Here is a 21,632-nt window from a genome sequence, read left to right on the forward strand (position 1 = left end):
AGCGCGTGGATGGCTTCGCAGACGCTCGCCGGGAAGCGAAGCTGACGGGCAATCTGCGCGCCGCGCTGGCAGCGCGTCTGGATAAGGTCGTCGACGATCGTGCCGCCGTTCTGCAGGATGTTGAGCACAGCGCGGAAGCGTTCGGCGAGGCCTGCCTTGAGACCCGTGTGAGAAAAGACGAAGCCGAGCACCTGGGGCATGCTGTCGCTCACCGTCTTGAAGTCACGCTTGAAGCTGAGGTCGTCGGAGAGATAAAGCTCGCAGATGCGCGCGGCGTTGCTGGAGCAACCGAGGTCCTTCAACATCACCGTGTGGTAGAGTTCCCAGAGCTGCAGATCCGGAAGGCCTAGCTCACGACCGATGTGGAAGCCGATCCAAGTCGCGCGGACGCAATGGCCGACGGGCTGACCCTCCGTGAGGTCGAGGGCGTGGCTCAGTGCACCGAGAATTTCCGAGAGCTGGATCGTCGTGGCTTCCACTTCGCCGCTTGACACGATCCGCATCGTTCTCGTCCAGTCTCTTGCCTTATAGGCCTCTATAGGCGGCGATACTGCCAGCAGAGCCTGACCAAAACGTTGCGCGTAGTCCTATTTTATTCGCCTAAAACGCGGGCCACTGCGCGGCAGCACGAGCGTCGGCTCGGAGTTTTACACCGAGGGAACGGGACGTTCGACGCGACAGGTGCCTCCGCGTCGCGGCGGGGACTGAAGCTATGTGGACGTCCGCTTCTAAGCATAAGCCTCTCGGAAGCGGACCGGCAGAAAACCACCCCAAGCGGTCATTCCGCATGCGACCCAACTCAGCCGCCGGAAGCGCCGTCGGCGTCCCCCCGAAGCGGACGTTCGTCAGCCGGCCGGCAACTTCTGCTCGGGGTGGCAAGTAGACCCTGCCCTTGCGGCCCAAAGCAGATGGGGTAGATGGCTCCCGCCCCCGGCGCTGTAGCCGGCCCTCAACCAATGGTCGAGAGAGCGGGAGCCGCCACGCACGACCTCCCAACCAGGAGCGAAGCTTACTTCTTCTCTCCGTCCTTCACCATGCCGTCCTTGTGCATGCTGTCCTTGTGCATGCTGTTTTTGTGCATGCTGTCTTTGGCCATGCTGTCCTTGTGCATGCTGTCTTTGGCCATGCTGTCTTTGGCCATGGCATCGACAGCAAGGGCGGGGGTTGCAGCGATGGCAGAAGACATGACGAGGGCGGAGGCGACGCGAGTGATGAGGCTCATGAAATGCGTCCTTTACGTGTAATGGCTCGAAGCGAGCGTACCTTACTTCGGCCGGAACGCGGCCTGGTTACATCTCGGTGCTCTGCACCTTTTTCGTGATCGCGGGTCGCACGCGTCTCAGAAACAGTTGTCTTGAATGATCGACAGCAGTTCGTCGAGTGCATTGATCACAGCTGCGCTACTCACCCTTGAGCACGGGTAACCACTGACACTTGCGGAGCGAAGAATGTCAGCGCGTCAGCCCGCAGCAGTGATGCTGCGCCTGTAGGTCAATAGTCGAGAAGCAACATGAATGATCCTCATTCTGCGATAAGCCGGCGCATTCTCTTGAAGACGGGTAGCGCCGCTCTGGCGTCGAATGTTCTTGTAACTCAGGCTCACGCCGCACCTCTCGCTCCAGAATTCGTTGGAATTGATGGATGGCTTAACAGCAACGCATTGACTATGCGGGGCTTGCGCGGACAGGTGGTGCTGATAAATTTTTTCGCACGTGCTTGTTCCAATTGCATCGCAGCAATGCCGTATATTAGATCATGGCACTCGCGTTATCGGGGACAAAGATTTACTTTAGTCAGTGTCCATACTCCGGAATTGCCGGCTGAGAAGTCGCGACCGGCCTTAGAGGATGCAGTGCAACGCTTCGGCCTGACTTTTCCCATCGCGATTGACAACGCTTCGGCCACTTGGAACGCATGGAACAACCGGTACTGGCCAGCCGAGTATGTCGTCGATCAACAGGGGAGAATTGTCTATTCGCATTTTGGTGAAGGTGCGTATTCTCAGACCGAAGCTCTTATCCAACGCCTGATAGCCACTTGACGATGTAGCAAGGCCGCGCGGCGAAACGACTGGAATGCACGCGAAGCTTATAGTCACCGCTTCTCGACAAATGTCCCCTTTTTAGGTTTGGCTCTTGGAAGCAGGCCGGCAGAAATCCGCCCCAAACGGCCCTACCGCTTGCGACCCAACCCAGCCGCCGGGAGCGCAGTCGGCGTTCCTCCAAAGCGGCCGTTCGTCAGCCGTCCGGCAACTTCGGTTCCGAGTGGAGAACCGACATACTGTGGCGCTAACATGATGGTGTCACCGTGGAGGTCAGGGTTCATGTCGGATGCAGGCTCGGAAGCCAAACCCACCGGCCTACGCCCTTTCATCCCAGCGGCGGATTTTGAAAAATCTAGGCGTTTCTACGAAGCTATAGGTTTCACGGTGGAATTCAGCGACAACGAAATTGCCGTCATGCAGTCGAGTGCGGCCCGGTTCATTTTGCAAAATTTCTTTGAAAAATCGCTAGCTGAAAACCTGATGCTTCAATTAGCAGTAGTCGATGCTGACGCTTGGTGGTCTGAATACAAGCCAGAACAACTAGCAAGAGAGTTTCAAATTCGTGACCCGAAGCCGCCCGCGATCCAGTCTTGGGGACGCAAAGTCGGCTATGTCATAGATCCATCTGGCGTTTTGTGGCACATCGCTGAGTTGGGATGAGTTCTGCAAAGCGTCGGAAGTGGGCGAGGCAGTCACGTACGCTTCGATGCCTTGCCGCTCGCAAGCGGACCGGCGGAATCCACCCCGTGCGGCCACTCCGATAGCGACCCATCACAGACGGTGGGAACGTCGTTTGCGTTTCTCCAAAGCGGTCGTTTGCCGGAACTACGGCACGTTCGGCAAGGTGAAGAGCAGGCACGAAGCCAACGTCTACGTCCCTCTGTTGCTGCTCAGAACCAACCCCACCTGTGGTGACGTCGAAAGCGCGCTCTGCTGAGGAATTATGGACAAGCTTACCCTCTACACCTCGCCGTCAGCCTTCCCGAATCCGCAGCGGGTGCGCCTGCTCATGTACGAGAAGGGTATTGCGCAGCATGTCGAGGAGCGTGTGCTCGACATGGCACCGGGCGGTGAGCAGCGCGGCTGGCGACATCTCAAGCGCAATCCGTGGGGCGAGACCCCGACCCTTGAGCTCCCGGGTGGCGGTTATCTGGCCGAAAGCGTCGCGATCGCGCGCTACCTCGACGAGAGCTTTCCGGGCCGCAAGATCATGGGCGAAGGCGCATTGGAGCAGGCACAGGACGTGATGTGGAACGACCGGATCTGGGTGCAGATCCTGTACCGGCTCACAACGCTGTTCCACGTGCTCCACCAGGGCCTTGGGCCGAAGCTGGAACTGACTAACAACCCGCAATGGGGCGAGCATTGCCGTAAGGAGGCGCTCTCCCATGCCGGGCTCGTCGACCGGCATCTGTCGGATGGGCGGGATTGGATGCTCGGTGGCGCGCACCCGACCTTCGCCGACATCACGCTGTGCACGGCGATCGCGTTCTCGAAGTTCGGTCCGGTCGCGACCCCACTGGATGAGCGCTACGAGCAGCTTGACCGGTTCTGGCAGCGCTGGAAGGCGCGCCCGAGCTTCCGCCTCGCTTATGCGGATGGCGGCGGCCTTCAGGAATTGAATGCGCTTCAGACCGCCTGATCGGGACCGGGTTCGGCGGAGCGACCGCGCAACGCGCCGGCTCGCTTCGCCCGCCTGCCAGCATAGGCGCGCAGGGCCGTGCACAACAGCGCGGTCTTCAGCGCGGCGGGGGCTCTCACGGCGAATGTCGCGCGATCGCGAACATCCGCGATAAAGCGGGGGCGTGGCATCACGCTTCGCCCCAGATCACTCCGATGAGGTCCGCTTTCGTCTATCGTCGCCCGGCAGCGGACCGGCGGAAATCCACCCATCCCAGGCGTTCAGAGGCGCCCGTTGACTTGACCGGTGTTGGCCGGAAGCGGAACGACCGCTCTCAGCGGCTGAGCCACCTAAGCAGACAGCGCCGCGTGGTCACGCGGTCCGGATCATGGAACTCGTCCGGCAAGGACATCCGCGACCGTCGCACACAGGTCGCCAGGAAAAGCTGTCCGTTTCTCCGATTGTCTCACGCGATTCCGGTCGGTTTCGAAGTCGAGCGCGACGACCGAGATGTGATAGCCGCGGCCACCCTGCTCGATCGCCAAGACCCAACGTTCACCGTTGCGCCACACGTCCATGAGGCGCCGAGTTGGGATCCCGGGCTGCACGACGTCGGTCGGGTTGAAGAGGCCACCCGGCCAAGACAAGGGACCGAACCGCTCGCGGATCTCGGTCGACACGGAGGCCGGTAGGTCGTCGAGGGGGGTCCGGCCTGGAATGCGGCACTCTGGAAAGGTGTCTGCTCGAACGGGCAGGACGACCGCAAGGGCCGCAACGAGAGGGATAGCGAAGCGAGCTGCCGTCATCGTCCTTGCTTGCCGAGAGCCCTGACCCGACGGGCCACGAGGAACAGCGCGCGCGCCAACCAGATCAAAACCGTCAGCGCCATAAAAGGAAGCGTCACAAGCATCAGCCATCCGCTCACCGCGAAGCTGTAGAGAAGGTTGCCTAAATCCACGCCGAGGATGACGCAGGGATGAGCGCTGCCCTCGTCCAGACGGCAGTCCGCGATGCTGCTGACGAGGATGGCGATCGTCAGCAGGATGACGGGAAGCCAGATCACGATGGTCGCGACCAGGAGCCGCCTCCACCGCCACCGCACGGCCGGACGCGAAGATTTCATCTGGGTCGCAGGCTCGATGAGGAGCCGGCGCCCAGCCCGTCGAGTGCCGCTAAGGCGCTGAGAGCTTGCATCAAGTCGGAGTTGTATTGCATTGGGATCCACGAGAGCCTGTGCCTGCTACGCGGAATGTCACGGCGTCCAGTCATCGAATCGACGATTTTCCGGCCCAGCCGGTCGTTGAGCCGTCACCCACCACTCGGTTGACGTTGGTCGCACCGAGGCAGCCGACGATCAGCCCGCTTTGAGCCGGAAGGCTCGGTCGGACGAGGAGTGGATCGAGGTGAACGCCAGCCACCATGCCCAACTCTCCGACGAGGGCCGGCAGGAATCCTCAACCCGCCATATGATCATCGCTTCATCGCTCCGCTGTGTCTTGGTTGCCGACCCTGGGCGCCGCCCGACAGCCTTGAACTGTCCAGAAGGGGTTTCGCGATGTCACCGCTCGCGGGCGCAGGAGCCGCGGTTCGCTCAAGGACGCGATCCCCTGCCTCGACCTGTCCGGCTCAATGGCCAATTCGGTGGTCTATTTGAGCATCCTCGGCGCCGTGATGGCCTCGCTGCCCGCCGTCTCGACCCGGCTTGTGGTCTTCGACACGGAAGTCGTCGATCCCACCGACGACCTCGACGATCCCGTCGCGGTGCTGTTCGCGATCCGGCTCGGCGGCGGCACCGACATCAACCGGGCGGTCGGCTGTTGCGCGTCGCGGATCACGCGCCCCGAGGACACGGTGATCGCGCTGATCTCCGACCTCTTCGCCGGCGCGGCGGAGGCCAGCCTGCTGATGGTAGCCTCGGCCGGCATCGCGGCGGTGCCGGTGGGTTCAGGCCCGCGCACCGGATGATCGGGGTCCGGCGGCGAAAGCGGGACTGCGCCGCCCACCGTAGAATCGTGCCGGCCCCGCCGGCCGGGTCACACCGCAGGCGGTGAGACCGTTCGCACACAGAGGAGAGAGACGGCGATGATCATCTGGTCCGGCTGGGGCATGCTTTCGGCGTTGATCGCGGGCGCGGGCCTGATCGGCAGCGTGTTGCTCGATCCCGCGCTCGCGCGCCTGGGCATCCCGACGCCCACGGGGGTGATCCTGGTCTGGGTCGTCGCGGCGGGCTTCAACTGGTGGCTCGGCACCCGGCTGAACAACCGGCCGGGCCGGGAACTCCTCGATCCGCGCACAGGGCAGACAGCGATCCTGCGCCCCCGCCACACCCTGTTCTGGATCCCGATGCAGTACTACTCCGTGCTCATGGTGCTGCTCGGGGTGCTCGCCGTCATCGGCGCGATGCACGCGGGCATGTCGGGACGGGCCGTCTGATGCCGGCCAGCCGGGGCGGCGGCGAACGGAGCCGGCCGCCGCGCGGCCCCGCGCGGGATTTAGTGCCGGACGAGGGTCGTGTTGAGCTGCCCGCGGCACGCGGGCGCCTGACGGGCCTCCTGGCGGCTGCCGCCCTCTTCATCGCCGGGGCGGCCTTTGCTCTCGCGTCTGGTACGGGTCCGGTCGGTACGACCGTGCTCGTCTTCGGCGGGGCGTTCTTCGGCCTGGGCGCCCTCGTGATCCTGCGCGACCTCCTGCGGCGCGGCCCGGTCGTCTCGGTCACGGCACACGGAATCTTCGACCGGCGGCTATCGACGGACTGGATCCCGTGGTCGGCGCTCGATCACATTGGCGCAACCGGGATCGGCCCACAGGCCTTCCTCTGCCTCTACCCGCGGGCGGATCGCCGGGCCTCCCTGCCGTGGACGCGTCGGGCGCGCCTCACCGCGCGCCTGAACGGCATCCTCGGCGGCGGCTACTGGCTGCCCGGTCAGGGCGTTCGGGGCGGCATCCCGGCGATCCTCGACGCCATCGCGCAGGTTCGGGGCAGGCGGCGCTAGGCACAGTCCGGGGTGTCCGGGATCGCGTCGAATGCCTGCGGCCCGGGCTCGGCACGGGGGCGGAAGACGAGGCGGATCATGACGCGACAAGCGCCCGCCCGCACGCGGTAGCGCTCGCCGTCAACGCGCTCGACCATCTCGATGGGGTGGGGTCCGAGGACGCGCGCGGCCGCCTCCACAACGGCCTGGAACTCGCGCACGCGCTGCCAAACGGGCGGCAGGGCGGCCAGGGCGGTCGTCGGCAGGAGGAGGAGCCCGGCCGCAAGCGGTCCGCGCAACGAAGCGATCATGTCCCGGTCCCTCAGTGCGGTGGCGTGAAGGCGTCGTCGCCCACAAAGATCATGTCGCGGTCGATCGCAGGCGGATCCCCGTGGGAGGCGAAGGCGAAGAACAGGCGCCGCACGCGGCCGTCCGGCGCCGTCAGGGTCAGGGTGTGGCGGTCGAGGGCGTAGCGCCCGCCCTCGGGCGCACGGCGGCCCGAGACGGCGGAGCCGACGCCGCTCGTCGCTCCCGAATTCGTGGCACCCACCGAGCCGTCCCGGCCGTAGGTCCCGTCCGCGCGGAAATCGTAGCGGTTCGAGACAGCGATCATGACGTCGCCGCCCAGGGCGGTGTTGCCGCCGCCCGAGAGGTTCCGGTAGCTTTGCGCCACCGTCTCCGACGGGCCGGCCGGAAAGGCCCGGAAGAAGCGGCCGTCCTGCAGCTTGTAGGAGTCCGCGCGGCCCCGGTCGTCGGTGAGGGTGAACGTGTCGCCGGCGCGGGTCCAGCGTCCGAACCGGCGGGGCTTGGCGACGCGCTCGGCCGTCAGGTCAACATCCTCCAGCGCCGCTGCGGCGACCTCGTAGGTGGTGCCGTCGCGCAGCAGGATCAGGGGCTCGAAGCGCAGGATCATCAGGCCGCCGACCCCGACGCCGTAGGCGGCGCGGAAGTACACGCCCTCGACCTGCGCCCAGTTTCCCGGGAAGCGCGGCTCGGCCGGCAGGTCCGGCTCGGGCGGCGTCACGCGGGTCGTCCCTCCGCGCGCCGGGGCCGCGGCGGCGGGCGGCGCCGCGCGTGTCCGGGCGGCCCGCGGCACCAGCCCGTCATCGGTCATCGCAAGGGTGCGCAGCGTCGCCGGCGCCAGGAGATCGCCTGGCAACGTCGCGAGGAAGCGCGGCAGCGTCCCCGCGCGCTTGGCCGCCTGCCAGCCGGCATGGTGCAGGACCGCGCGCAGCTTCACCTCCTCGGCGAAGGTCGCGCGCGCGCCGGGCACCGACAGGGGTGGTTTGGCCGCGAGCGGCGCCACGAACTGGCGGCGGATCGCCCGCAGCGCCGCCGGGCCGGGCTCCGTCGTCGCGTCGTTGGCGATCATCCATTGCAGGACGATGAAGGCGGCGAGCACGTCGCCCGCGTCGGTCTCCCGCAACGCCGTCCCGTCGAGGAAGCCGCGGAAGATGGCGTCGTAATCGTGCTGCGCGAGTTCCCGGGCCGCCACCGCGGCGCCGAGGGGATCGGCGCCCTGCATCCGCCGTACCCGCTCCGCCACCGTGCGGGCGCGCAGCTCGGGCGTGGAGGTGAAGGGCAGGTCCGGCCCCGGATCGCCCGGCTTCGAGGCGACCGCATCCGACGCCGTCTCGGACGACCGGGCGTAGCCGGGCGCGGTTTCGCGAAGTCTGTACGGAGCCGGCGCCTGCGCGGCGGCGGCGGCCGGGATCAGCAGGAACCAGAGACATCGAAGGCGTCCGCGCATGCGCGTCTCCCGTTCAGACGATGTGATCCGGTTTCAGCGGACCACGAAGACGGAGGCTGGGGCGCCGTGGCGGCGGCCCCAGCCTTCCCAGGCGACGTCGGTCGGTCCCACGGCGAAATCGACGACCCGCCAGCCGGCGCCGTCCTGACGCAGGAGCGCGGCGTAATCGTCCGACGCCAGGCCGTCGGCGGCGCGCCCGAGGGAACGGCCATCGGGCCTCTGCATCCGTGCGAAGAGGAAGGCCCAGGGGCCGTCCCGGTTGAGGGCGTGCACGACGAACTGCACCGGCTGGCCACGGCCAGCCTCGGCGGGGCCGCGGGCGGCGTCGAGGAGGGCCCGGCGCGCCGCGCCCTGCGGCGTCCCGGTCCCGGCCTGCGCGGCCCCGGCGCCGCAGGGCTGCCAGGTCCGCTGGGCGCCGAGGTCGCCCGGCTGCCCGTAGCACCAGCTCGCGGCGGCGAGCCGGCGGTCGATCGCGTCGCGCCGGTCGCAGGCCGTCCGCGTGCGCGGATCGTCGCCGGAGCCGCCGCGGCAGAGGCCGTTGAGCGCCGTCCAGTCCTGCAGAAGCTTCGGGACCGCCTCCGCGCGCGCCGTCGACGGCGCGGCCATTATCAGGGCGCCGACTGCGCCGGCCAGGATCGTCCGCATGGTCAGGTCTCCCCGGCGCGCATCGGGACGCTGCCGTTACGACACGGCGGGCAGCTGGGCCCGGTGGCCGCGCGGCGCATCAGTCCATGTCCGCGAGGTCGGCGAGTTCGGCGGCGCGGCGCTCGTCGTGGACCCGGAGGCAGGTGAGCACGGCGTGGTTCCGGCCGGTGCCCCCCGTGAAGGCGACCGGGACCTCGCCCTCGCAGCGCGCCCGGACGTAGGCTTGCCAGGCAAGCTGCGTCCGCTGCACCGCCTCGAGTGACGCTGCGCGGGTGCCCGCCGCCTCGACCGTCGCGCTTCGACCGATCGCCGCACGGGCCCTGGCCAGCGCCGCGCGCATCTTGGCCTCGGCGCGGTCCGCGCGCCTGGACAGGCAGCCGATCCTGTCCGCGGCCGTGGCGCAGGCGGGTGTCTCGCCGGGAATGTCGGTGAGGCCGGCCGGCGCCGCCGAGACCGGCAGCGGCAAGCTGAGCAAAGTGGAGAGACACAGCAGCGCGACGGCTCTGGTGCGGATTGGGGTCACGGCGGCGTCACCGCAGCGCCAGGGAGGCGGCGACGCGCTCGATCCCGTCCAGGACCTGGGTCTGATCGGGGCCGGCGACGCCGAGGAGGCGCAGGTAGCCGGATTTGGCGAACAGCATCGTCTGGGTCACGCGCAGAGGCCGGCCGGACCGCGAATCCTTGGCGGTGCCCTGGAGGCGCACGACCGTGGCACCGTTGCGGACCGAGCGGTCTTCCCCGGTCACCGTGATGTCCTTGATCTGCGGCAGGCCTCCGAGGAACGCCTTGCGCGCGAGGGCACCCTCGCCGCCGGCGGGCACCGCCACCTGCCCCATGGACGGCGTGACGATGGCGAGCGCCTGCGTGCCCTCCGGGTCCACGTCCTTCGGGCCGTCGGTCATCAGGAGGCCGCTGCCCATGAAGACGCGCACGGGACGCAGGCCCCCGAGGTCACCGACCGTGTAGGGCAAGGCGGCGATCTGGTCGGACAGGCTCGCGGGAGCCCGGAAGCCGATCGTGCGCAGCGCCACCTCCACGGCCGGTCCCAGCACCTGCGCGTCGGCGGCCTGCGGCACCTGCACGGTCACGAGGCCGGTGCCCGGCCCGCCGCGGACGATCGCGACCCACTTCGTGTAGGTCACGCCGTTCGCGGCCTGGCTGCCCCGCAGGATGCGCCCCTCGCCGCCCGTGACGGCGAGGGGCTCGCCGGCTCCCCTGGCCTCGAAGCCGGTCGTGCGCAGAGTCTCGGGTGTGAAGCGCTCCACGAGCTGCGGGTACGCTTCCGGCGGCATCTCGGCGATGACGATGGAGGCGCCGGTGGGATGCTCGAAGCCCGCGAAGGTCTTCGCGGGCGTCATGCCGGGCGGCGGCACGAGGCCGACCGACGCGTTGGCCGGAAAGACCGGCTCGGCGGCGGGGGCGGCGAGCGGCGCCGTCAGCAGCGCGAGGAGTGCGGCGAGCCGGACGAGCGGGCGGGGGGCGTTGAGGTCAGCCATCGGCGGGTCCCTGACAGGTTCGCGGGGTTCAGCGCGTCGCGATGCGGCGCACGACGATGATGTTGCCGGAGAACTGGACCTGCCCGGGCGCGCTCATGTGGTCGAGCATCAGGCGCAGGTTGCGGGTGAGGCGGGCAGAGTCGGAGCGCGTCTCGTACCAGTACTCGGCCGAGGCCCCCCCGGCGCGCACCGGGCGGTGGTGCTCGTAGCAGCGGAAGGCCGCCATGTACTCCTCGGCCGCCTGCACCTCCTGGGGCGAGAAGCCGTCGAGGCGAACCGTGTAGGCGGTGGGCAGGCCGCCGCAGCCCTCGCCGCCCGCGGCCGGCCCGCCCCCTACGACCGGAGCGGGCGGCGCGGTGTCGCCCGCGGGCGCTCCCGCGTCCGCCCCGCGGCGGGGCGCCACGAAGCCGTCGAGCTTGGCGGTGAGCGCGGAGGCGACATCCCCGGCGATCGTCTTCGCCTCGGCGCCGACCCGCTCCAGAAGGCACTCGCGGTCGCAGCCCTGCGGCAGGGGCGGCAGTTGCAGGCCGGCGACCTCGAAGGCGCCCAACGACTGGCCGGTCCGGACGTTGAGGAGGCGGCCGGGGATGCGCACCTGCGGGCGCACGATGTCCGAGTAGGCCGACTTCGACGCCGAGGCGTAGATCTGGAAGATCGCCACCACGTCGAGGGGCGGGCTCGACACGGCGCGGGCGACGTCGATCAGCTCGGCGTCCCGGCGCCGGACGCGGTTCGGCTGGGTGAAGCCCATGGCGACCGCAGTCTCGTCGTAGACGTTGTAGCCGCGCAGGTTCATCGTCTCGGAGAGTTCGGCGATGACGCGCTGGAAGATGCGGTTGCCCCGCGGCACCGCATCCTCGTCGGCATCCTCGCCCATCACCACGATGTTGGGCTTGGCCTGTGCCTGCGCCGGCGCGGCCGACAGGGCGAGGACGAGGGCGAGGCATGCCGACACGGCGGCGGAGAGCGTGCGCATGGGTTGGGGTCCTATCTCGGTTCGCGGGGATCGCTGAGGGTCAGTCGACGCAGGTGAGCGGCGTCGGGGCCGCGTCGAAATCGTCGAGGTCGAGGGCGACGCGGCGCCGTGGGTCGGCGAGGACCGGCCCGTGGCAGCCGGCCTCGGCGACGGGAAAGCTCCAGGCCCCCAGCGCGGCGCCGCGGGGTGCAATCAGGCTCACCTCCACGCGGCGGTTGATCCGCGCCAGCGGCGCGTCCGGATCCTTGAGCCGCCCGGGGCCCCAGCCGTGCACGCGCAGGCGCTCGGGCTCGATTCCGTAGGTCGCGACGAGGTAGGCCCGCACCGCGCGCGCCCGGGCCAGCGACAGGCGCCGGTTGTACGGCCAGCCCCCGGCCGCGTCGGTGTGACCGGCGATGAGGAAGCTGTGGCGGGCAAGCTCGCCCGAGCGCAGGGCCTGCCCCAGGGGCTCCAGCTGGATGCGGGCCTCGGGGGTCAGCCGGGCGCTGTCGTAGGCGAAGAACACGGTGAGATCGACGGCGCGGGCCGCATCGACCCGGATCGGCGCGCCCCCGTCGGCGGGGGTCACCGCCAGCGGCTTGGCCGGCGCGCCCGGGTTGCCGTCGGCGAAGGGAGCGAGGGACCGGATGATGGCGGTGGCCGATGGGTTGGCGGCACGCGCCTCGTCGGCCTCCGCGGCTGCGTCGCGCGGCGGTGCCGCGGCTTCGGGCCTGTCTTCGGCCGCGGCGTCCCGCGCACCCGGCACCTCGGTCAGCGGTCCCGCCCAGGCCGGCTGCGCCGCGAGCAGGGTGGCCAGGATCAGGGTCGGCGGTCGCACGAAACTCGTGGGCATGGCTTGGCTCCTCGTACCTGCGGGCCGCGCATCGGCCCCTCTTGATCCGTCCATGGGCGCCGCAGAGCGATTTTCGCCGCCGGATCCCATCAACGGCCGCGCAGGATCGCGTTCATCCCGTCGGTATCGAGGGGGCCGCCCGCGGGTGGGCTGGCCGCGGCGGTGCCGGTGGCCGACGGGGGGCTCGCGGCTGGGGCGGCGGGCGAAGCCGAGGCCTTGGCGACCGGCCGCGCCTGCGCGGCGACGGCCTCGGCGAGGACGCGGCTCTTCCCAAGGATCGCGGCGAGCCGGGTGGCGGCGTTGAAGCTGGTCGCGTCCTTCGGGTCGAGCCCGCCCTCCTTGTGGAGGGCGACGCCCGCATCCGCGTCGAACATCAGCGAGCCCGACGAGCCCCCGAGGGTGTCGCAGCGATGGCGTAGGTCGGGCCCCTCGGCTTGGTCCTTGAGGGCGAAGCACCGAAAGCGGCTCATCACCTTCGGCCGGCCCATCGGGTGGTGGATCACCAGCATGGAACGGCTTCCAGGCACGGCTTCGGCGGAGAGGCGCACCGACCCGTAGGTCCCCGTCGGGTGGCCGGCGACGCGGGCGAGGGCGTAGTCGAGGCGCAAGTCGAACTCGACAGGGCGCGGGTCGATCTCGAAGCGCCGGGCGCCCTTCCCGTCGAGGGTCAGGTAATCCATCAGGATCGAGGCCTTGACCGGCCGGAGGTCGCCCGATTGCGGCAGGCAATGATGGTTCGTGAGTACGTAGTCGCCCGCGACCAACTCGCCCGTGCAGGAGGCGCCGATCATCTGGCCGCTCGACACGTTCCGCATCACGATGTCGACGCGGCCGATCGGGCGGGCCAGCGCCGCGAGGGCGCTGCTGGGGTCGAGCTCGGCGATGGGCTCGAACGCGCCCTTGTTCTGGTCGACGTAGGATGCCGCATCGCCGGTCGTCTGGCGAAGGGGCAGCTGCGCCTTGCCGTAATCGGCGGGGTCGAAGCCGACGCTCTGCGCGCGCGCGTCCGTCGCGGCGCAGGCACTGAGCACGACGAGGGCGACACGCGTGGCGAGCATCGCGCGGCGTCTCCGGTGGCGGGCCTCAGCCATCCCTGTCCTCCCCTGATCGTCCCCGGTGACGGCGCATGCGCCCCGCGACGACGCATTGTTGACGTGACGCCTCACGGGCGCTCCAGCGCGTGGGTGATGCGGCGTGCGGCCCCCGCCTCCGGAACCGCTTGGACCGCATAGACGAGGTTCTGGCGCGCGCCCTCGCGCAGGAAGTATGCCTGGGCGCCGTCGTCGAGTGCGCTCGGCGGCAGCGACGCCGCGCGCAATTCTGGACCAACCTCGATCCGGCCGCCGGGCGCGGCAGGGCGGAAGGCGAGCCCGCACAGCTCAGGCGTGAGACGGGTCGGGCGCAGCCGCCCCTCCGCCTCCTGGGGCACTGGCCGACGCTCGGGCGGATCGGCTCCGAAGGCGACCCGTCGGCAGGAGGAGCGGGTGGGCGCGACGAGTTCGTCCACGCGGACGACGGGTGCGGAAGCGGCCGGCGCGCGGTCGGCGGTGCCGGCGGCCGCGATGGAACTCGTCGGGCGTGCGGTCCCGCCCGCCTCGTCCGGGCGCTGCGCCGGGCCGGTCGCGACGGTCACCGGCGGTTCCACGACGGGCGGGCGGGCGTAGCCGAGCCCGAGCGCGACGCCGGCGAGGCCCAGGGAGAGGGCTCCGGCCGCGAGGACAGGGCCGCTTCGCCGCCTCGGCGCGGGGATCGCGGTTCGTGCGTCGGCAGCCTCGCGCGGGTCGAGAGCTCCCAGCGCCGCCGCCACGGTGGTCGCCGGCAGAAGGCGAAGCATGCCCGGGGCGCTGAGAGCCTGCACAGTGCGCAGAGCCTCCGCACGCTCCTGCCCCTCCGGCAGCAGCACCGCGCGGACGGCCTGCGGCGCCGAGTCGAACAGCGCGCGCGACCGCTCGATCTTGTCGAGGAGGGCGTAGTCGCCGGACAGCACCGCGAGGTCGAGATCGACGGCGCCTGTCGCCCAGAGGACGAGGTCGGCCTCACCCGGCTCGGCGACGAGGCGATGCCCCCGCGCCAGGAGGCCGTGCGCCAGGCAGACCGGCACCTCCCAGGAGCGGCCGGCATCGAAGGAGCCGGACAGCCGCAACTCGTGCGCGGCCGTCGCCCCCGCGAGGGACGAGAGCGGTCCGCCGGGGGCGGCGAGCCGGGCGTAGTCGCCCGACCAGGACAGCGGCCGGTAGTCGCCCTGCGCGAAGGCGGCCGAGGCTGGCAGTCCCGGCCGGGCTTTGAGCGAGCGCACCACGAGCGGGCCGCCCGTGGTCGGCACCACGATCAGGACCGTGACCGGCTTCATGAAGTTCCGGTGCTCACAGCAGGAAGACCGCGGCGGCCGGGTCGCGCAGGAGCTGCCCGAGCCGGTCGGCTTCCGGCACCTCTGGGTCTAGGGCGATCACGATCGCGCCTTCGACCGGCAGCGGAAGCGCGAGCCGCACCGTGTCGTCGCCGAGGTTCACCTCCAGCGCCCGGACCGCTTTGTCGCCGCCGCGGATGACCAGGAGCGGCGGCGCGTCCTCGTCGGCGGCCACCACCTCGAGGAGGAAGAGGCCGACCCGGCGCGCCGCGAGGTCGCCGTCCGAGGCGGCGATTGCCTGCGGGGCGTAGGCTACAGCCTGTCCGGCAAGCAGCGTCCGGTAGCGCAGCGCGGTATCGGGGTCGCCGCGGAGCGCGCGCCCGACTGCGAGGTCGACCGGCGCGCCGGGCTCGCGCAGAGCGTGGGCCCAAAGCGCCGCCGTCGAGGGTCGGGCGGTGGCGGGAGCGGGCGCGCGCATCAGGGCGCGGGACGCGTGGATCTCGGCGAGGAGGCGCGCCGCCTCCTCGCTCACGCCGCGGCCTTCCCGGCATAGGCCGCCGATAGGGTCTCGGCGAACACGGCGCGGTCGGCCGCGAAGGCGGCCGCCAGCGGATGTTGACGGGCGAGCGCGTCGAGCGCCCGCTCCAGCCCGCCGACCTCGTCGGCAAGGCGCAGGAGCGCCGCATCCGCCGCCGCGAAGCCGGCCTGGAGCTGAACGCGGTCGTCGAAGCCTGCCCGCCGCACCCGCTTCAGGTCGGCCTCCGCGGAGGCGAGCGCCGCGCGCACCTCCGGCGCGAGGGCTTCGGCGGCTGCGAGCCGCAGGGCCGCCGCGATGCGTAGCATCCGCGCGAGATGGGCCGACAGCACCTTCGCGCGGGCCGCCACCGCCTCGTAGCTCTCCGCCTCGGCGCAGGCCGCGCGCTCGGCGAGGCCGGCCCCGCCGCCGCCGCGGCGCAGACGGTTCGCGAGACCGGACTGGACGCGCCCGAAGCTCACCGCGCGCAGGCTGGTCAGCGGGCGCGTCCGGTGGAACGGGTCGAGGCGCAAGAGGTCGGCGAGGTCGTCCCGCTCCGCGCCCGTGAGGATCTTGGGCCCGTCCGGCAGGCCGGCGAGAAGGTCCGCGAGTTCCTCCGCCGGCTCGGCGGTGGCGAGATCAGCGAGCGAGGCGTCGAGACGCTCTTCCCAGCCCACGACCGCGTCGAGGGAGGCGGCCGAACCCAGGCTGGCGAGGCTGCCCAGGAGATGTCCGGCGACCTCGAAGGTGACGAAGTGCTCGGCGACCGTGCGGAAGCCCGGCCGCTCGTCGCCCGCGGCCATCTCGCCACGCCAGAAGCCGACGATGTCGTCGTCCGTGAAGACCGTGCGCCCGTCGAGGTGGTCGAGGATCGCCCGGAAGCGCCGCTCCAGGGAGGCGAGCGGCAGGTGGGCGTTCCTGTAGGCCGCGAGCTGACGCGCGAGGCGCTTGCCCAGGAACTCGGCCGCGTCTGGGCCCGGGGCGCGAACGAGTTCGTCGAGCCAGCCGGACACCGTGGCGAAGGACGCGAGATCGTCGGCGGTCAGCACGAACTCCGCGACAGTGAGCAGGCGGCCGAGACCGGCCCAGGTGCAGCGCCAGTCCCGCGCACCCGATAAGACGAGGCCGCGCGCGTCCGTGGTGGCGCCCTCCGCCCGCGCGTCGGCGAAGCGGGACGCGGCCGCCGCTGGCCGGGCGAGGCGGGGATCGAGGATGAGGGTGACCAGGTCCCGCCCGTCCTGCGCCCGTGCGAGGGCGGCAAGGGCGGCGAGGGCGTGGGCGAGATCCCAGAGCGGCTTGTCGCGGTTCGGCCGCACGGCGCCCGTCACGACGCGGACGAGCCATGCCCGATCCTCGCGCGTCAGGTCGCGGCCCTCGCCGATACTGGCGAAGTCAGCCGCGCAGCGTTCGTCATAGCCCCCGATGAGTCGCCCCCCGTGGTATGTCTCGCGCGCCCGAAGGCCCGGCCCGCCGATAAACTTTCCGTGACCCCCTGTCATCCCCCGAACACCCTCGCGTGAGCTGATTTTATGTCAGCTTTGGACCGCCAGAGCAGATTTCGCGCGCGGTCAGCGCACCGTGATACGCGCGGTCGCCTCGGTCACGCCGGGCACCCGGCGGATCCTGTCGAGAAGGTCAAGCACCTCGGCGGGCTGGAGCAGGCGCGCCTCCGCGCCGGCGGCCGGCGCGGCCTCGAGCCAGCGCGCCGCCAGTTCGGGGGGCAGGCCGCCCTCGACCCCGAAGCAGGCGAAGAGATTCTCGAAGGGCTCGGACGCCACGATCTCGTCGAGCCCGTAACCGCGGGGGTAGCGCCGGGCCGTTCCCGGGGCGAGGGGCGCCTGCGAGGCCGGGTTGCCGCGCACCGGCAGGGCGACGAACGCGGTCTCGTCCGGGGCCAGGACCCAGCAGTAGAGGCTCTGGCGCGCCTTCGCGTCGATCCGCATCTCCAGGCGCTCCCCCCGGGCGAATGGCGCCGAGACGGCCGAGACCGAGAGCCGCGCGCCGTCGGTCGGCGCCGTGGCCGCCACGTGGTCGAGGAAAGGGCGGGGCGTCGGGTCGCAGCCGAGGCCCTCGACGCCGATGCGGCGGCGGCCCGTCGGCGCGACGACGGTCCCGTCTCGTTGGAATTCCAGCTCCATCCAGAACTGGCGGGCCTGATCGGTGAGGAAGCGCCCCCGCGCCGTGAGGCCGCTGCCGGGGCAGGTGGCGCCGGGGGGGTGACGCCGCACCTCCAGGCGCCCGCCCTTCAGGACGCGGTTCGGTGCGCGTGCCTCCGCGTCGAGGGCGATCACGAGGCGGTCGGTGAGTGCGCCCGCGCAGGAGGAGTGGCCGCCATCGGTGGCGAAGGGGCAGATGTCGACGCGGCCGGCATTCGGCACGGCCGCGTCGAGCGCCCGTACCGCACTCTCCATCACGGCGTCGACGTCCGAGACGCCCGGCCCGGTGCGGATCGGCACGACCACCGGCTCGCTCGTCGCCTTGCAGTCGGCGGCCCTGGTGATGGCCTGGAGACGGAAGGCGGCGGTGTCGCCCGCGCGCCGCGCGTCGACGAGGAAGACGCTGGCATCGCCCGCGAAGGCCGCGCGGATCTCCGCCTCGGCTTCACTGGCCGAGAGTCCCGTGGTGCCCTCGCGCAGGGCCTTGATGCGGACCACGTCGGCCGCGGCCCCCAGGCGAACGCGGCCGGTGGCCTGGAGCCGGGTTTCGGCCGCGAGCCGCACCTCCTCAGCCTGCTCGCGCGAGAACGCGGTCTGTCCCGGACCAAGGCCGACCACCGCGAGGGTGAGGTCGGACCGACCCGCGCAGGTCGACACCGCGTCGAGGAAGGGCGTCAGCGCCGCGGTGCCGGGATCGGCCAGGGCCGCGGACGGCGCGGCGAGACGTGCGGCGAGGCATAGGGCGACGAACAGGGCCGGGCGCCGTCCCGTCCATCCCGCGCGGCGCGCGGATCCTGTGCGGCGGATCGGGGCGTCGGGCCGCGCCGGCCCAGATCCGCTCATTCCGCCTCGTTGGCGCGCGCGTACTGATCGAGCGCGCGGACGAAGACGGGGTTGAAGCGGCCGTCGATGGCGCCGGGATAGTAATCCGCCTGCTTCACCGCCTTCTGAACCGCCCGGATCGTGTCGGGCTTCAGCTTCTGAGCCGCGGTGTCGGTCGCCGAGACCGAAGCCGCGCCGAGTTCGCCCCGCTTGAGTGCCTGCAGCACGAGGTCGGCAGAGCGGATTCCGGGGAAGAAGCGCCCGAAGCCGTTGTCGATGAGCGTCGCCATGGTGGCCATGGCGACGGGATCACCCCGGTCGGCGGCCTGCCGGAACAGGTCGAAGCCCTGGCGCAGGTCCTTCGGGAAGCCGTAGGCGCCGGTCGCGTAGTGCGGGACGAGCTTCGAGATCGACGCGACGTCGCCGCCGTCCACCGCCCGCTTGTAGAGGGCCACCGCCTGCGCCTCATTCTTGGGGATGCCGTTGCCGTATTCCAGCATGCGCGCCGCGTTGGCGAGGGCCACCACGTTGCCGCCCTCTCCGGCCTGCCGGTAGAGGCGGAAGGCCTCGGCCTGAGAGCGCTTCACGCCCTGGCCGTTCTCGTAGAGGGCGGCGAGGTTGTTCATCGCCGAGATGCTGCCGGCCTTGGCCGCCTGATCGTAGGCGGCTAGGGCCTCCTTGAAGCGGTCCGCGCGGTCGTAGGCCCGGCCGAGCTGATAGGAGAGACGGCGCAGCTTCGGGTAGGCCTCCGCCGCCGGGCGGCAGGCCTCGATGGCGGCGGCGGATTCGATGCGCCCGAGCTTGATCCCGGTAACGGCCGCCGGCCGGTCCGGATCGTCCGCCCCGGCGGCCAGCGCGTCGCAGCGCTGGACCCGCGGGTCGCCCGCGGGATCCGACCCGCCGAGATAGCCGAGGGCGAGGCTGCGGTAGGCGCAGACTGCGCCGCAGGTGTCGAGATAGGCCTGATACTGCCGCGCCGCGCCGAACTTCGCCCAGTTCTCCTGGTCGAGGGCGGCCGCGTCGCGCTGCCGGCCGGCGAATAGCCGGTCCATGGCCTGGGCGCGGTAGGCGCAGGACGGCCCGCAGGTACCGACATAGGTCTCGAAGGCCGCCTGGGTGCCGAGCGCCTCGGCCCGGCGCCACGCCGCCTCGTCGCGCACCTGCGCGACGCCGTCCGCCACCGCTGCGACCGGAGCCGAGGCCTTGAGGACGATGGCGGCGTCGTCCACCTCGGGCACCTGCTCGCGCCCGCTCGCGCGCCGCGCCGCCTCTGCCACCTCGCGGCGCAGGTAGGCCTTGAGGGCGGTCCATGGGACGTCGCCGCCCGCCTCGCCGGCGAGGCCGGAGACACCCATGAGGAACCGGCTGGTGAGCAGGCCGAGCCTGTTCGCCGCGTCCCAGTTGGCGGGCGTCGCCCCGGAGGTCGCCACGACCCGCACGATCCCCGCCTCGGCCTTCGGCTTGGCCGGCGCGAAGCCGGGGGCGGAGACCGCCAGCAGGCTCTCGCCCTTCCGGCCGGTCTCCCCGGTGAAGCAGGCATCCACCATCACCACGAGCTGGCGCTCGGGTCCGATCTTGCGCTTCACGAGGTCGAGGTTGCGGTAGAGTGTCTCGAGGGAGAACCCGCTCTCGCCCTGGTTGGGGTTGCCGTCCTGCGGCAGCAGGAACGGCTGGCGGGTGGCGAGATCCGGGACGCCGTGGCCGGAATAGTAGACGAACACGTTCGACCGGCCCTCGCGCACGCTGCGCCACAGGCGGCCGGATTGCGGGTTCCGCTCGGTACCGAAGACCTGGTTGAACTCGTTCAGCGTCGCGTCCTTGAGGACGAAGACGTTGGCCTCGCGGTAGCCCAGGCGCTGGACGAGGTAGTCGCGCATCGCGTCGGCGTCGTTGTGCGCGTAGTCGACGGGCACGGTCTGCTTGTAGTCGCGGTTGCCGATCACCACTGCCACCGAGTCGCCGTTGTCAGCGAAGGATGCGGGTTCGACGGCCAAGGCCGCGCGATCGGACCAGAGGCAGGCGCACGCGACCAGCACGAGAACCCGTATCCACCCGGCCCGGATGGGCCGATGTCCGCGACGAGCCGACACCGTGACGGGGGTCACCATGCGTCACTCCTTCTCGGCTGCCGGCGCGACAGTTCGCGTTGCCGAATACTCAGGACCGGGGCCGGAATAGTCGGCCAAGACCGGCGAGACAATGCCGGCGGCCATGTCCGGGGCACCCGCGCTCACATCCGGTCGATGAGCGCGAGGACGAGGCCGAGGGCCGCGAGGTGCAGTGGGGAGAGCCGGGCGAGCATCATGCCGCTCCCCTGTCAGCGCAGGTAGAGGCCGCGGCCGCAGCGGCGCACGCGACGGGCCTCGACGTAGCCGGTGTAGCGGTTGAACACGTCTACCGTGCGGTAGACGCAGAAGCGGCCCGAGTCGTGGCCGTTGTAGTAGACGCCGCCGTTGTCGAGGTCGACGCCGATGAATTCCTGGTTGCCACGGGGCTCGGCCGTCGCGGTCGGCTCCTGCGCCAGGGCGGGGTGCGCCGCGCCGATCAGGCTGCCGGCTACGAGCACGAGGATAATCGTCTTGGTCATGTCACGTCTCCCGCAGGCGGTCCGTTCCGCCCTCACGAGAGCCATGGGTCGGGCAGAGCCGAATTTGCGGGCGCCGATGCGAAGATCGGGGACGGCGCCAGCGCATTGATCGTCGAACGCCTCGCTGCGTGCTCGACGCCGAAGCGCGCGGGATCGGCGCTTCTTCACGCCTCTTTCAATGTCCGCTCTTGCGCTGCGCCTCGCAGGTTCTGAACGGCTGGATTGGGCGCCAAGCCGAACGACTGGTTTTTCTCCCGTCGGCAATCCGGCATGGCTTAGTCTGGCCGTAAGCGGAATGGCTGCTTCCAAGTGGGGGCGCCTAAAAAGCGGACGGCCTTCTATCGACCCAGCTACGCCGAAAGGTGCCGGTCTGTTTCGGTAATGATGGGCGCCTTCCGCGCGGGTGGCACGCTCCATTGAAACGAGAGTTTCTGGCCCGAACCGATGACCTTGCAGGTATGCACCGTGATGGCCAGACGGTATCGACACATTATATTAGGAGCAGCTAAATAAACCGAGACCAACGATTCAGGAACGACGCCGATGGACGCCGTCACGCCGAGCGAACTGATGCGGCTCCAAGACAAGGCCGGCGACGCGGCACGCCTGCTCCGTCTCCTCGCCAACGAGAAGCGCCTGCTCATCCTGTGCCTGCTGGTCGCCCGTGGCGAGATGGACGTGACGAGCCTCGCCGAGGCGGTCGAGCTCAGCCAGTCGGCGCTGTCGCAACATCTCGCAAAGCTGCGCGAGGACGGATTGGTCGCGTACCGCCGCGAGAGCCAGACGCTCCATTACAGGCTTGAGGATCCCCGCGTCGCCCGGGTGCTGACGACGCTCAAGGACATCTTCTGCCCGGAACTCGGCTGACCG

23 protein-coding genes and 2 pseudogenes are annotated in these 21,632 nt (G+C 70.4%); 7 read left to right on the forward strand and 18 right to left on the reverse strand.

Annotation, left to right across the window (positions count from 1 at the left end; translation table 11 throughout):
- Positions 1-503, reverse strand: a pseudogene (locus ACLBX9_RS28310) (metal-dependent phosphohydrolase); the annotation flags it as partial.
- A 506-nt stretch (positions 504-1,009) separates the two neighbouring features.
- The gene (locus ACLBX9_RS28315) at positions 1,010-1,222 is read right to left on the reverse strand and encodes a pentapeptide MXKDX repeat protein (RefSeq protein ID WP_447721229.1); all 213 of its coding nucleotides are present in this window, start codon (positions 1,220-1,222) and stop codon (positions 1,010-1,012) included.
- 288 nt (positions 1,223-1,510) lie between these two features.
- Between ACLBX9_RS28315 and ACLBX9_RS28320 the strand changes: the two genes are divergently transcribed.
- From ACLBX9_RS28320 to ACLBX9_RS28330, 3 genes are all read left to right on the forward strand, one after another.
- Positions 1,511-2,041 carry a redoxin family protein gene (locus tag ACLBX9_RS28320; protein ID WP_447721230.1) on the forward strand — a complete coding sequence of 177 codons (531 nt, stop codon included), beginning with the start codon at positions 1,511-1,513 and terminating at the stop codon, positions 2,039-2,041.
- A 282-nt stretch (positions 2,042-2,323) separates the two neighbouring features.
- On the forward strand, positions 2,324-2,704 hold the full coding sequence (locus tag ACLBX9_RS28325) for a hypothetical protein (RefSeq protein ID WP_447721231.1): 381 nt from the start codon (positions 2,324-2,326) through the stop codon (positions 2,702-2,704).
- 283 nt (positions 2,705-2,987) lie between these two features.
- Positions 2,988-3,686, forward strand: coding sequence for a glutathione S-transferase family protein (locus ACLBX9_RS28330; protein ID WP_091678485.1), 699 nt, complete (start codon positions 2,988-2,990; stop codon positions 3,684-3,686).
- Positions 3,687-4,051: 365 nt separating this feature from the next.
- Here the strand turns inward: ACLBX9_RS28330 and ACLBX9_RS28335 are convergent, their stop codons facing one another.
- Positions 4,052-4,345, reverse strand: coding sequence for a hypothetical protein (locus ACLBX9_RS28335; protein WP_447721232.1), 294 nt, complete (start codon positions 4,343-4,345; stop codon positions 4,052-4,054).
- Between the two features lie 122 nt (positions 4,346-4,467).
- Positions 4,468-4,788: a hypothetical protein gene (locus ACLBX9_RS28340; RefSeq protein WP_447721233.1), complete on the reverse strand. Its 321-nt coding sequence runs from the start codon at positions 4,786-4,788 to the stop codon at positions 4,468-4,470.
- Between the two features lie 446 nt (positions 4,789-5,234).
- Between ACLBX9_RS28340 and ACLBX9_RS28345 the strand changes: the two are divergent.
- The 3 genes and pseudogenes from ACLBX9_RS28345 to ACLBX9_RS28355 form a co-directional block, all read left to right on the forward strand.
- Positions 5,235-5,597, forward strand: a pseudogene (locus ACLBX9_RS28345) (VWA domain-containing protein); the annotation flags it as partial.
- A 150-nt stretch (positions 5,598-5,747) separates the two neighbouring features.
- A complete protein-coding gene (locus tag ACLBX9_RS28350) occupies positions 5,748-6,098 on the forward strand; it encodes a hypothetical protein (protein WP_447721234.1) in 351 nt (116 codons plus the stop codon).
- A complete protein-coding gene (locus tag ACLBX9_RS28355) occupies positions 6,098-6,658 on the forward strand; it encodes a hypothetical protein (protein WP_447721235.1) in 561 nt (186 codons plus the stop codon). Before ACLBX9_RS28350 ends, ACLBX9_RS28355 begins: the two co-directional genes overlap by 1 nt.
- Here the strand turns inward: ACLBX9_RS28355 and ACLBX9_RS28360 are convergent.
- From ACLBX9_RS28360 to ACLBX9_RS28425, 14 genes are all read right to left on the reverse strand, one after another.
- On the reverse strand, positions 6,655-6,948 hold the full coding sequence (locus tag ACLBX9_RS28360) for a hypothetical protein (protein WP_447721236.1): 294 nt from the start codon (positions 6,946-6,948) through the stop codon (positions 6,655-6,657). The two genes, ACLBX9_RS28355 and ACLBX9_RS28360, sit on opposite strands and share 4 nt — an antisense overlap.
- An 11-nt stretch (positions 6,949-6,959) precedes the next feature.
- Positions 6,960-8,387 carry a hypothetical protein gene (locus tag ACLBX9_RS28365; RefSeq protein ID WP_447721237.1) on the reverse strand — a complete coding sequence of 476 codons (1,428 nt, stop codon included), beginning with the start codon at positions 8,385-8,387 and terminating at the stop codon, positions 6,960-6,962.
- Positions 8,388-8,420: 33 nt separating this feature from the next.
- Positions 8,421-9,032 (reverse strand): hypothetical protein, encoded by a 612-nt coding sequence (locus tag ACLBX9_RS28370; RefSeq protein ID WP_447721238.1) that lies wholly within the window; start codon positions 9,030-9,032, stop codon positions 8,421-8,423.
- 79 nt (positions 9,033-9,111) lie between these two features.
- Positions 9,112-9,555, reverse strand: coding sequence for a lysozyme inhibitor LprI family protein (locus tag ACLBX9_RS28375; protein WP_447721239.1), 444 nt, complete (start codon positions 9,553-9,555; stop codon positions 9,112-9,114).
- Positions 9,556-9,562: 7 nt separating this feature from the next.
- Positions 9,563-10,528: a hypothetical protein gene (locus tag ACLBX9_RS28380; RefSeq protein WP_447721240.1), complete on the reverse strand. Its 966-nt coding sequence runs from the start codon at positions 10,526-10,528 to the stop codon at positions 9,563-9,565.
- Positions 10,529-10,556: 28 nt separating this feature from the next.
- Complete coding sequence (locus ACLBX9_RS28385; protein ID WP_447721241.1) at positions 10,557-11,504, reverse strand: hypothetical protein; 948 nt, start codon at positions 11,502-11,504, stop codon at positions 10,557-10,559.
- A gap of 40 nt (positions 11,505-11,544) precedes the next feature.
- Positions 11,545-12,336, reverse strand: coding sequence for an OmpA family protein (locus ACLBX9_RS28390; RefSeq protein ID WP_447721242.1), 792 nt, complete (start codon positions 12,334-12,336; stop codon positions 11,545-11,547).
- 89 nt (positions 12,337-12,425) lie between these two features.
- On the reverse strand, positions 12,426-13,394 hold the full coding sequence (locus ACLBX9_RS28395) for a trypsin-like serine peptidase (protein WP_447721243.1): 969 nt from the start codon (positions 13,392-13,394) through the stop codon (positions 12,426-12,428).
- A gap of 104 nt (positions 13,395-13,498) precedes the next feature.
- Positions 13,499-14,686: a hypothetical protein gene (locus ACLBX9_RS28400; protein WP_447721244.1), complete on the reverse strand. Its 1,188-nt coding sequence runs from the start codon at positions 14,684-14,686 to the stop codon at positions 13,499-13,501.
- Positions 14,687-14,699: 13 nt separating this feature from the next.
- Entirely contained in the window at positions 14,700-15,215 is a 516-nt protein-coding gene (locus ACLBX9_RS28405) for a hypothetical protein (RefSeq protein ID WP_447721245.1), read from the reverse strand.
- Positions 15,212-16,696: a hypothetical protein gene (locus ACLBX9_RS28410; protein ID WP_447721246.1), complete on the reverse strand. Its 1,485-nt coding sequence runs from the start codon at positions 16,694-16,696 to the stop codon at positions 15,212-15,214. Before ACLBX9_RS28410 ends, ACLBX9_RS28405 begins: the two co-directional genes overlap by 4 nt.
- A gap of 69 nt (positions 16,697-16,765) precedes the next feature.
- Positions 16,766-18,196 (reverse strand): hypothetical protein, encoded by a 1,431-nt coding sequence (locus tag ACLBX9_RS28415; protein ID WP_447721247.1) that lies wholly within the window; start codon positions 18,194-18,196, stop codon positions 16,766-16,768.
- Complete coding sequence (locus tag ACLBX9_RS28420; protein WP_447721248.1) at positions 18,193-20,169, reverse strand: caspase family protein; 1,977 nt, start codon at positions 20,167-20,169, stop codon at positions 18,193-18,195. The genes ACLBX9_RS28415 and ACLBX9_RS28420 overlap by 4 nt, the downstream gene beginning before the upstream one ends.
- A 323-nt stretch (positions 20,170-20,492) precedes the next feature.
- Positions 20,493-20,762: a hypothetical protein gene (locus ACLBX9_RS28425; RefSeq protein WP_447721249.1), complete on the reverse strand. Its 270-nt coding sequence runs from the start codon at positions 20,760-20,762 to the stop codon at positions 20,493-20,495.
- 543 nt (positions 20,763-21,305) lie between these two features.
- Here ACLBX9_RS28425 and ACLBX9_RS28430 point away from each other — a divergent pair.
- Positions 21,306-21,629 carry an ArsR/SmtB family transcription factor gene (locus tag ACLBX9_RS28430; protein WP_122160725.1) on the forward strand — a complete coding sequence of 108 codons (324 nt, stop codon included), beginning with the start codon at positions 21,306-21,308 and terminating at the stop codon, positions 21,627-21,629.
- Positions 21,630-21,632 lie beyond the last annotated feature (3 nt).

This window comes from Methylobacterium sp. A49B (assembly GCF_053346215.1).

Coding starts and splice junctions, on each gene's coding strand:
- ACLBX9_RS28315 (WP_447721229.1), bottom strand. CDS start 1,222: ATGAGCCTCATCACTCGCGTCGCCTCCGCCCTCGTCATGTCTTCTGCC.
- ACLBX9_RS28320 (WP_447721230.1), top strand. CDS start 1,511: ATGAATGATCCTCATTCTGCGATAAGCCGGCGCATTCTCTTGAAGACG.
- ACLBX9_RS28325 (WP_447721231.1), top strand. CDS start 2,324: ATGTCGGATGCAGGCTCGGAAGCCAAACCCACCGGCCTACGCCCTTTC.
- ACLBX9_RS28330 (WP_091678485.1), top strand. CDS start 2,988: ATGGACAAGCTTACCCTCTACACCTCGCCGTCAGCCTTCCCGAATCCG.
- ACLBX9_RS28340 (WP_447721233.1), bottom strand. CDS start 4,788: ATGAAATCTTCGCGTCCGGCCGTGCGGTGGCGGTGGAGGCGGCTCCTG.
- ACLBX9_RS28350 (WP_447721234.1), top strand. CDS start 5,748: ATGATCATCTGGTCCGGCTGGGGCATGCTTTCGGCGTTGATCGCGGGC.
- ACLBX9_RS28355 (WP_447721235.1), top strand. CDS start 6,098: ATGCCGGCCAGCCGGGGCGGCGGCGAACGGAGCCGGCCGCCGCGCGGC.
- ACLBX9_RS28360 (WP_447721236.1), bottom strand. CDS start 6,948: ATGATCGCTTCGTTGCGCGGACCGCTTGCGGCCGGGCTCCTCCTCCTG.
- ACLBX9_RS28365 (WP_447721237.1), bottom strand. CDS start 8,387: ATGCGCGGACGCCTTCGATGTCTCTGGTTCCTGCTGATCCCGGCCGCC.
- ACLBX9_RS28370 (WP_447721238.1), bottom strand. CDS start 9,032: ATGCGGACGATCCTGGCCGGCGCAGTCGGCGCCCTGATAATGGCCGCG.
- ACLBX9_RS28380 (WP_447721240.1), bottom strand. CDS start 10,528: ATGGCTGACCTCAACGCCCCCCGCCCGCTCGTCCGGCTCGCCGCACTC.
- ACLBX9_RS28385 (WP_447721241.1), bottom strand. CDS start 11,504: ATGCGCACGCTCTCCGCCGCCGTGTCGGCATGCCTCGCCCTCGTCCTC.
- ACLBX9_RS28390 (WP_447721242.1), bottom strand. CDS start 12,336: ATGCCCACGAGTTTCGTGCGACCGCCGACCCTGATCCTGGCCACCCTG.
- ACLBX9_RS28395 (WP_447721243.1), bottom strand. CDS start 13,394: ATGCTCGCCACGCGTGTCGCCCTCGTCGTGCTCAGTGCCTGCGCCGCG.
- ACLBX9_RS28400 (WP_447721244.1), bottom strand. CDS start 14,686: ATGAAGCCGGTCACGGTCCTGATCGTGGTGCCGACCACGGGCGGCCCG.
- ACLBX9_RS28410 (WP_447721246.1), bottom strand. CDS start 16,696: ATGACAGGGGGTCACGGAAAGTTTATCGGCGGGCCGGGCCTTCGGGCG.
- ACLBX9_RS28415 (WP_447721247.1), bottom strand. CDS start 18,196: ATGAGCGGATCTGGGCCGGCGCGGCCCGACGCCCCGATCCGCCGCACA.
- ACLBX9_RS28425 (WP_447721249.1), bottom strand. CDS start 20,762: ATGACCAAGACGATTATCCTCGTGCTCGTAGCCGGCAGCCTGATCGGC.
- ACLBX9_RS28430 (WP_122160725.1), top strand. CDS start 21,306: ATGGACGCCGTCACGCCGAGCGAACTGATGCGGCTCCAAGACAAGGCC.